This window comes from Bradyrhizobium sp. Rc2d (genome assembly GCF_900099855.1).
Classification (GTDB): domain Bacteria; phylum Pseudomonadota; class Alphaproteobacteria; order Rhizobiales; family Xanthobacteraceae; genus Bradyrhizobium.
Map to the genome: position 1 here is coordinate 21,317 of NZ_FNCU01000077.1, position 7,816 is coordinate 29,132.

The 7,816-nt window shown below is 64.2% G+C and carries 6 protein-coding genes and 1 pseudogene; 4 read left to right on the plus strand and 3 right to left on the minus strand.

The window, feature by feature from the left end:
* Nucleotides 1-33 precede the first annotated feature (33 nt).
* Both dnaG and rpoD read left to right on the plus strand, forming a co-directional pair.
* A complete protein-coding gene (dnaG, locus tag BLV07_RS43535) occupies nt 34-2,043 on the plus strand; it encodes a DNA primase (protein ID WP_091898779.1) in 2,010 nt (669 codons plus the stop codon).
* A gap of 375 nt (nt 2,044-2,418) precedes the next feature.
* On the plus strand, nt 2,419-4,560 hold the full coding sequence (gene rpoD, locus BLV07_RS43540; RefSeq protein WP_091898781.1) for an RNA polymerase sigma factor RpoD: 2,142 nt from the start codon (nt 2,419-2,421) through the stop codon (nt 4,558-4,560).
* 154 nt (nt 4,561-4,714) lie between these two features.
* On the opposite strand, the gene BLV07_RS43545 is transcribed toward rpoD, so the two are convergent.
* From BLV07_RS43545 to BLV07_RS43555, 3 genes are all read right to left on the minus strand, one after another.
* The gene (locus tag BLV07_RS43545) at nt 4,715-4,951 is read right to left on the minus strand and encodes a hypothetical protein (protein ID WP_091898783.1); all 237 of its coding nucleotides are present in this window, start codon (nt 4,949-4,951) and stop codon (nt 4,715-4,717) included.
* A 499-nt stretch (nt 4,952-5,450) separates the two neighbouring features.
* Complete coding sequence (locus tag BLV07_RS43550) at nt 5,451-5,801, minus strand: hypothetical protein (protein WP_091898785.1); 351 nt, start codon at nt 5,799-5,801, stop codon at nt 5,451-5,453.
* A gap of 131 nt (nt 5,802-5,932) precedes the next feature.
* Entirely contained in the window at nt 5,933-6,460 is a 528-nt protein-coding gene (locus BLV07_RS43555) for a hypothetical protein (RefSeq protein ID WP_091898787.1), read from the minus strand.
* 155 nt (nt 6,461-6,615) lie between these two features.
* Here BLV07_RS43555 and BLV07_RS43560 point away from each other — a divergent pair, with 155 nt between their 5' ends.
* Together BLV07_RS43560 and BLV07_RS43565 are read left to right on the plus strand one after the other, a co-directional pair.
* Nucleotides 6,616-7,419, plus strand: coding sequence for a lytic murein transglycosylase (locus BLV07_RS43560; protein ID WP_091898789.1), 804 nt, complete (start codon nt 6,616-6,618; stop codon nt 7,417-7,419).
* A 209-nt stretch (nt 7,420-7,628) separates the two neighbouring features.
* Nucleotides 7,629-7,816 (plus strand): annotated as a pseudogene (locus BLV07_RS43565) (IS110 family transposase); the annotation flags it as partial.

Sequence of the window (7,816 nt, forward strand, 5' to 3'; positions counted from 1 at the left end):
CCGACTCACCCGGTTTCGCGCTACACACACGCCATGCGCTTCACGCCTCAATTCCTCGACGAGCTTCGTGCCCGGCTTTCGGTCTCCGAAGTCGTGGGCAAGCGCGTCAAGCTGAAGAAGGCGGGGCGGGAGTGGAAGGGGCTGTCGCCGTTCCAGCAGGAGAAGACGCCGTCCTTCTACGTCAACGACCAGAAGGGCTTTTACCACGACTTCTCCTCCGGCAAGCACGGCGACATCATCACCTTCGTGATGGAGACCGATGGCGTGCCGTTCGCGGAGGCCGTCGAGCGGCTCGCGGGCATGGCGGGCCTGCCGCTGCCGGCGGTGACGCCCGATGCGGCCCGGTATGAGCAGCGGCGCAAATCGTTGCATGACGTCATGGATCTTGCGGCAAAATTCTTTGCGGAGACGCTGGCCTCGCGCGTGGGGGCGAAAGCGCGCGGCTATCTCGCCGACCGCGCCATCTCACCCGCAACGCAATTGCAGTTCCGCCTCGGCTATGCTTCGCCCGACCGCTTCGCGCTGAAGGAGCATCTCGGCAAGCTCGGCGTCTCCGTCGACGACATGGTCGAGACCGGCCTCTTGATTGGCGGCGACGACATTCCCGTGCCGTACGATCGCTTCCGCGACCGCGTGATGTTTCCGATCACCGATTTGCGCGGCCGCGTCATCGCCTTCGGCGGGCGCGCGCTGGAGAAGGACGTTCCGGCCAAATATCTGAACTCGCCGGAGACGCCGCTCTTCCACAAGGGCGACAATCTCTACAATCACCAGACGGCCCGCGCCGCATCCCACAACGGCGCGCCGCTGATCGTGGTCGAAGGTTATGTCGACGTCATCGCCATGGTCACCGCGGGCTTCGCAGGCGCCGTCGCGCCGCTCGGCACCGCGCTCACCGAAAGCCAGCTCGCGCTGCTCTGGAAGATGGCGGACGAGCCGATCCTCTGCTTCGACGGCGATCGCGCCGGACAAAAGGCGGCGTATCGCGCCGCCGACCTCGCGCTGCCCTTCCTCGCACCCGGCAAGAGCTTGCGCTTTGCGCTGCTGCCGGAAGGGCAGGACCCCGACGATCTCGTGCGCTCGGGTGGGCGCGGCGCGATCGAGGAGGTGATCGCGGCGGCGCGTCCGCTCGCCGACATGATCTGGTCGCGCGAGCTCGAAGGCGGCAATTTCGCCACGCCCGAGCGCCGCGCCGCGCTGGAGGCGCGCATCAAGGAGCTGTCCAACGGCATCCGCGACGAGGTGGTGCGGCGCTATTACCGCGACGACTTCGCCGACCGGCTGCAGCGCACCTTTGCCCCCGAGGGCGGGCGCGGCGGCTTCGGCGGCCGGGGCAATTTCCGCGGCAATTCCGGCCGGTCCTTCCAGCCGAGGGGTGGGGGAGGTGCGAATCGATTCGGCGGCCAGGGATTTGGTGGAGGCCGCCGCGGCCCGCCCGGCCCCGTGCCGCTGCCCTCGGGTCCCTACCAGGCGGCGAGCCCCCAGCTGGCGGCAAGCCCGATCATGCGCGGCCAGCGCAGCGCCATCTCCCGCCGGGAGGCCCTGATCCTGCAATGCCTGATCAACCACCCCTGGCTGCTGCATGAGCACCTCGAGGAGGTGGCCGCCCTGGAGCTGGCCCATCCCGAAGCCCATAAGCTCCGGGCCGGCATCATCGCCGCCTTTGCCAACGACCATCACCACTCAGCGGACCCCGGCGAGCAGGCCGAGAAGATGCGCGGCGACCTCGAAAAGGGCGGATTTTCTCAAACTCTTCAAAGGGTTGAGAGCGGTATCACGACCGCGGCGGTGTGGGGCGCCCGCGAGGGCGCGGCGCGGGACGACGTTCTTGCCACCTGGCATCAGCTGGTTGCCTTGCATCGGCAATGGCATTCACTACTTAGAGAGCTGAAAGACGCCGAGCTGGCCTTGGGGGAGGACCCCAGCGAGGCCAATTTGGCATGGCTGCGTGACGTCAAGGCTCGGATAGGCGAAGTCGACGGTACCGAGGCCCTGATCGAGGGTTTTGGTGAGCTGTCGGGCCGGCTCCAGAAGAGCATGTGATGAAGAATCATGCGGACGGCCGCGGCCGAAACCGCTAAAAGACTCGCCAAATCCTGGGTTTGGCGGCAAAAACAGGGTTAATCGAGGCTTAACGGTCTTGTAGCACTTTGGCCCAGAGGCGGCCGCAGGCAGAACAGACGCGTCAGGAATGAATCCGCGCGAACACTGTTGGCACTACACCTGCATCCGCTGCGGCAAAGAGGCTCACGAAGCGTTAGGCAAATCCGGCGAGAGAAAGTTGGGGGTGGCGAGAGACATGTGCGCCGCCCTTTCCGTGTCGAGAGCTGCCGAAGCGAGAGCGTCGAGCAACAGGTTCATGTGAATTCAGGCAGGCGGGGCGCGCCGTCTGCATTGAAGCGCGTTTAGGAGCAATGGATGGCCACCAAGGCAAAGACGCTGCAGGCGAAGGACAAGGAAAAAGACGACAAGGCAGCGGATGCGCCGGAGAAGGACTCCCAGGACGCGCCCTCGCCCTTGCTCGACCTGTCCGACGCCGCCGTGAAGAAGATGATCAAGCAGGCCAAGAAGCGCGGCTTCGTGACCTTCGATCAGCTCAACGAAGTCTTGCCGTCCGACCAGACCTCGCCCGAACAGATCGAGGACATCATGTCGATGCTCTCGGACATGGGCATCAACGTCACCGAAGCCGACGACACCGAAGGCGAGGACGAGAAGGACGAGGCCGACGACGAGACCGATAACGAGCTCGTCGAGGTCACCCAGAAGGCCGTCACCGAGGTCAAGAAGAGCGAGCCGGGCGAGCGCACCGACGATCCCGTGCGCATGTATCTGCGCGAGATGGGCACGGTCGAGCTGCTGTCCCGCGAAGGCGAAATCGCCATTGCCAAGCGCATCGAGGCCGGCCGCGAGGCGATGATCGCAGGGCTCTGCGAAAGCCCGCTGACCTTCCAGGCCATCATCATCTGGCGCGACGAGCTCAACGAAGGCAAGATCTTCCTCCGCGACATCATCGATCTCGAAGCGACCTATGCCGGCCCCGACGCCAAGGGCGGCATGAACACCGCGATGATTGCCGGGCCGAACGGCGAGGGCAGCGAAGCGTCGACCGAAGGTGGCGAGGCCACCGCGTCCACAGCTGCGCCCGCGCACGTGGCGCCGCCCGCGGCGCCCCCGTCGCCGACCCCGTTCCGCGCTGCGCCTGCCGCCGGCGGCACCGAGGCCGGCGAGGAGAAGGATCCGGGCGAGGCCGCCGCCGAAGCCGACATGGACGACGACGAGTTCGAGAACCAGATGTCGCTTGCGGCAATCGAGGCCGAGCTCAAGCCGAAGGTGGTCGAGATCTTCGACAAGATCGCCGACAGCTACAAGAAGCTGCGCAAGCTTCAGGAGCAGGACATCCAGAACCAGCTCCAGAACGAGTCGCTCTCACCGCACCAGGAGCGCAAGTACAAGAAGCTGAAGGACGAGATCATCGTCGAGGTGAAGTCGCTGCGCCTCAACCAGGCCCGCATCGACTCGCTCGTCGAGCAGCTCTACGACATCAACAAGCGCCTCGTCTCGCACGAGGGTCGCCTGATGCGTCTTGCAGACAGCCATGGCGTCGCGCGCGAAGACTTTTTGCGCAACTACACCGGTTCTGAATTGGACCCGCGCTGGCTCAACCGGGTCTCAAAACTGTCGGCCAAGGGCTGGAAGAACTTCGTCCATCACGAGAAGGATCGCATCAAGGACCTCCGCCACGAGGTGCATCAGCTCGCAGCCCTGACCGGCCTCGAGATCGTCGAATTTCGCAAGATCGTGCACTCCGTGCAGAAGGGCGAGCGCGAAGCACGCCAGGCCAAGAAGGAGATGGTGGAAGCCAACCTCCGTCTCGTGATCTCGATCGCCAAGAAGTACACCAACCGCGGCCTGCAGTTCCTCGACCTGATCCAGGAAGGCAACATCGGCCTGATGAAGGCGGTCGACAAGTTCGAGTATCGCCGCGGCTACAAGTTCTCGACCTACGCCACGTGGTGGATCCGGCAGGCGATCACCCGCTCGATCGCCGACCAGGCGCGCACCATCCGCATCCCCGTGCACATGATCGAGACGATCAACAAGATCGTGCGCACGTCCCGCCAGATGCTCAACGAGATCGGCCGCGAGCCGACCCCGGAAGAGCTGGCCGAGAAGCTCGGCATGCCCTTGGAGAAGGTCCGCAAGGTCCTCAAGATCGCCAAGGAGCCGCTGTCGCTGGAGACGCCGGTCGGTGACGAAGAGGATTCACACCTCGGCGATTTCATCGAGGACAAGAACGCGATCCTGCCGATCGACGCCGCGATCCAGTCCAACCTGCGCGAGACCACCACGCGCGTGTTGGCCTCGCTCACCCCGCGCGAAGAGCGCGTCCTGCGCATGCGCTTCGGCATCGGCATGAACACCGACCACACGCTGGAAGAAGTCGGCCAGCAGTTCTCGGTGACGCGCGAACGCATTCGCCAGATCGAGGCGAAAGCGCTGCGCAAGCTGAAGCATCCATCAAGGAGCCGGAAGCTGCGGAGCTTCTTGGATAATTGATCGTAGGCAGCGATCCAAAGCAAAACGGCGGGCGTTGGCCCGCCGTTTTTGTTTTGTCGTCATTGCGAGCGCAGCGAAGCAATCCAGAGTCTTTCCGCAGAGGCATTTCTGGATTGCTTCGCTGCGCTCGCAATGACGTGGAGAAGCTGAAGGCCTACTTCTTCTTCGCGCCGACCCGCTCGATCCGCTTGATCTCGAGCGCGGGCCGACCGGACTTCTCGGCGATCTCGCGGTCCTGCTCCATGATGAAACCGCGCGCAGGCTCGTCGCCGTCGAGACCGCCGAGCAGCTCAGTGGGCACGCGGCGATTGGAGCGTTGTGAGCCGTCTTCATAGACGACGTTGAAAAAGGCGAACTCGCCTTTGGGATTGGTTCCGGGTTTTTTTGCCATGGCGGCTTGTCGTCGATCAGGGGGCCGCAGTCAAATGACTTCGGCGGCTGTCGACATCAGCGTCGCGCCGGAGGGTTAGATTGGCCAACAATGGAGCCGCGATTGCCAAGCGCCTGCCGCGACCCTCAGCCTCAATAAACGGCGGGCCGAAAAGCCCGCCGTTTATTTTTGGTCTTCAGTGTCGCCCGGGGCTGGCGGGGCGACAACCTAAAATAGAATTCTATATAACGCGCCATGCGATGGCAAGGCAAATCATTGCGGCTTTGATGTCGCAGCGGGTGGATCAGATATGCGCTGGTCGCGGCATTCGGTTTTGGTGCGCGTCGCAACAATTGCTTGGATCATTCAATCACTTTGTTCACCTCTCCGGCCGTCGCAACGCGGCGCGACTGGAGTGCTTTGTAGCGAAGTGCGCCAACCTGCACGCCTTCCCGCCAGCGTGCAGATGATGTGCTGTGATCCGATGTGCAAAAGCGAGTTCCACCGTCCTGCGCATATCTCAAGGTGTGCGCCTGCGCGGCGCAAGTTCCTGCGCGGCGAGCCGCGATCCGTGTCCGCCGTCGTGTCCGCTGCGCTCTTCCTTGCGACCCTGCGCCATGATCGCGCTGCCCATCGCGGCGGAGCCGAAGGTGATGAGGAAGGATGCGAGCAGCAGCGCAAGCGCGATGCCGGGCGAACGGTCGGCGAAGATCAGCTCGCGCAGATGTCCGGGATTGAGCCAGAGCAGTCCGCCGACGAGCAGCGCCGCAGCGCAGGCGCCGATCGCGAGGTTGATGGCGAGCAGGCGGAAGAGGGGGATGCGGAGGAGGGCGCGGCGAGGTGGATGAGGAGGCCGCTGGCGGTGGGACATGGGTGATTGCCTCACGGGCACTTGACGCAGAAGCCGAACGCGTCGTCCGACCATTGGCATCATAGCGGCTAGTTTCTCGTTCGTCCTTGCGACGCGCCCCGAAATGACCGGGGTGTCCGCCGCCCTTTATCTCACGCCGCCGGCGCAACCCGGCTGTCGGCCTCGCGCTCCTGCGCCGCCTGCTGGCGCTCCATCATGGTCTGCCACAGCGTTGCGATGCTCACTTGCGTCTGCGGTGCGATCAGGCAGTGGCCCTCATTGTCGAAATCGCAAAACCACACCGACGGATCCTTCTTCACCTCGGTCAGCGCTTGGTTGATCATCTCCAGGCAGGTTATGACCTGGCCAACGTCCTGAAGTCGCGTGTGGTGCAGGATGTCCATCAGGCGGACCATGATCACCGCGGGCTGGCCGAAGCTGACGCCGGGACGGCCGAGCTCGAACAGCACGTTCACCGCGGGAAATACGCCGCGGATGTGCTCGAGCACGCTGGCCATGTCCTCCACACTACAGGCGACGAGATGGGCGGCCTGCGTCGGGGCGGCGGCCGGCGTCCGCGGCGCGAGGCCGAACGCGGCGATTACCTCCTGCTCGATCCATTGCCGCACCGGTGCGGGGGCATTGCGGATCTGCTCGGCGGTCAAGGTAATTCCGGTCATTGGCAGTCTCCTGGGCGGCTTTCCTGTTCGCTGCAATCTAGAAAGCAGGGCGCGAGACAAGTTGATGCGGATCAAGCGCGCCGCTTTGACGGTTCCCGCTTTCCCGGGCATGATCCGCGCCGCTTCACGCCGGGATTTTTGGGGGATTGCTCCACATGCTGAGACTGCTTCTTGCCGCCGCGTTCGTCGTTTGTCTGGCCGGGTCGGCGCAGGCCGCGCGCTGCGGCGGCGACTTCAATAGCTTTGTCGCAACCATGGCGTCAGAAGCGCAAGGAGCCGGCGTCTCGGTAAGCGTGACCAATGCGGCGCTCAACGGTGTGACCCCCGATGGCGCCGTGCTCGCCTTCGACCGCCGCCAGCGCCACACCTTCAATAAGAGTTTTGAGCAGTACGTCTCGACCCGCGTCGGCCCCGGCCGCATCAATGGCGGGCGGGCGCTGCTCCAGCGCCATGCGGTGCTGCTCTCGCGCATCGAGCAGCAGTTCGGCGTGCCGCGCTACATCCTGGTCGCGATCTGGGGATTGGAGAGCGATTTCGGCAAGGGCGACACCGGCAAGCTGCCGGTGATCAAGACGCTGGCGACGCTCGCGCATGACTGCCGCCGCACCGATCTGTTCCAGGGCGAGCTGCTCGCCGCGCTCAAGATCGTGCAGCGCGGCGACCTGCCGCTGCGCGACCTCATCGGCGCCTATGCCGGCGAGATCGGCCAGACCCAGTTCCTGCCATCGTCCTACATCAAATACGGCGTCGATTTCGACGGGGACGGCCATGTCGACCTCCGCCACAGCGTCGCCGACGTGCTCGCCTCGACCGCGAACCTGCTCCACACCAGCGGCTTCAAGATGGGCCAGCCCTACGGCGAAGGCACCGCCAATTTCGAAGCGATGCGCGAGTGGAACAGGGCAGTGGTCTATAGGAAGACCATCGGGTATTTCGCGGATCGTTTGATGGGGCAGTGAGGGGCGATAGCCGCGGTCGTCATTGCGAGCGAAGCGACTTGTCCGCCGAAGCCTTTGGCGAAGCGGAAGCAATGCAGAATCTTGCCGCGGAGGCAGCCTGGATTGCTTCGTCGCAAGAGCTCCTCGCAATGATGGGATGGACGGCCCCCGAACGGCATCGGTGTGCCAGACTGGTGATGTTGAGTCGAACCAGACAAAGGGAGCCGTCCATGACGAAGATTAGCACGATTGGGGTTGATCTGGCGAAGAACGTTTTTCAAGTCCACGGGATTGACGCGTCGGGAGCTGTGGTGGTGAGGCGCCAGCTCAAGCGAGCCTCGGTCGAGAAGTTTTTCGCACAGTTGCCGCCGTGCCTGGTGGGCATGGAGGCTTGCGGCAGCGCTCATCATTGGGCGCG

Bases quoted from the DNA above. Each gene is read 5' to 3' on its own strand.
- BLV07_RS43560 (WP_091898789.1), top strand. From the start codon at position 6,616: ATGCTGAGACTGCTTCTTGCCGCCGCGTTCGTCGTTTGTCTGGCCGGG.
- BLV07_RS43555 (WP_091898787.1), bottom strand. From the start codon at position 6,460: ATGACCGGAATTACCTTGACCGCCGAGCAGATCCGCAATGCCCCCGCA.
- BLV07_RS43545 (WP_091898783.1), bottom strand. From the start codon at position 4,951: ATGGCAAAAAAACCCGGAACCAATCCCAAAGGCGAGTTCGCCTTTTTC.
- dnaG (WP_091898779.1), top strand. From the start codon at position 34: ATGCGCTTCACGCCTCAATTCCTCGACGAGCTTCGTGCCCGGCTTTCG.
- BLV07_RS43550 (WP_091898785.1), bottom strand. From the start codon at position 5,801: ATGTCCCACCGCCAGCGGCCTCCTCATCCACCTCGCCGCGCCCTCCTC.
- rpoD (WP_091898781.1), top strand. From the start codon at position 2,419: ATGGCCACCAAGGCAAAGACGCTGCAGGCGAAGGACAAGGAAAAAGAC.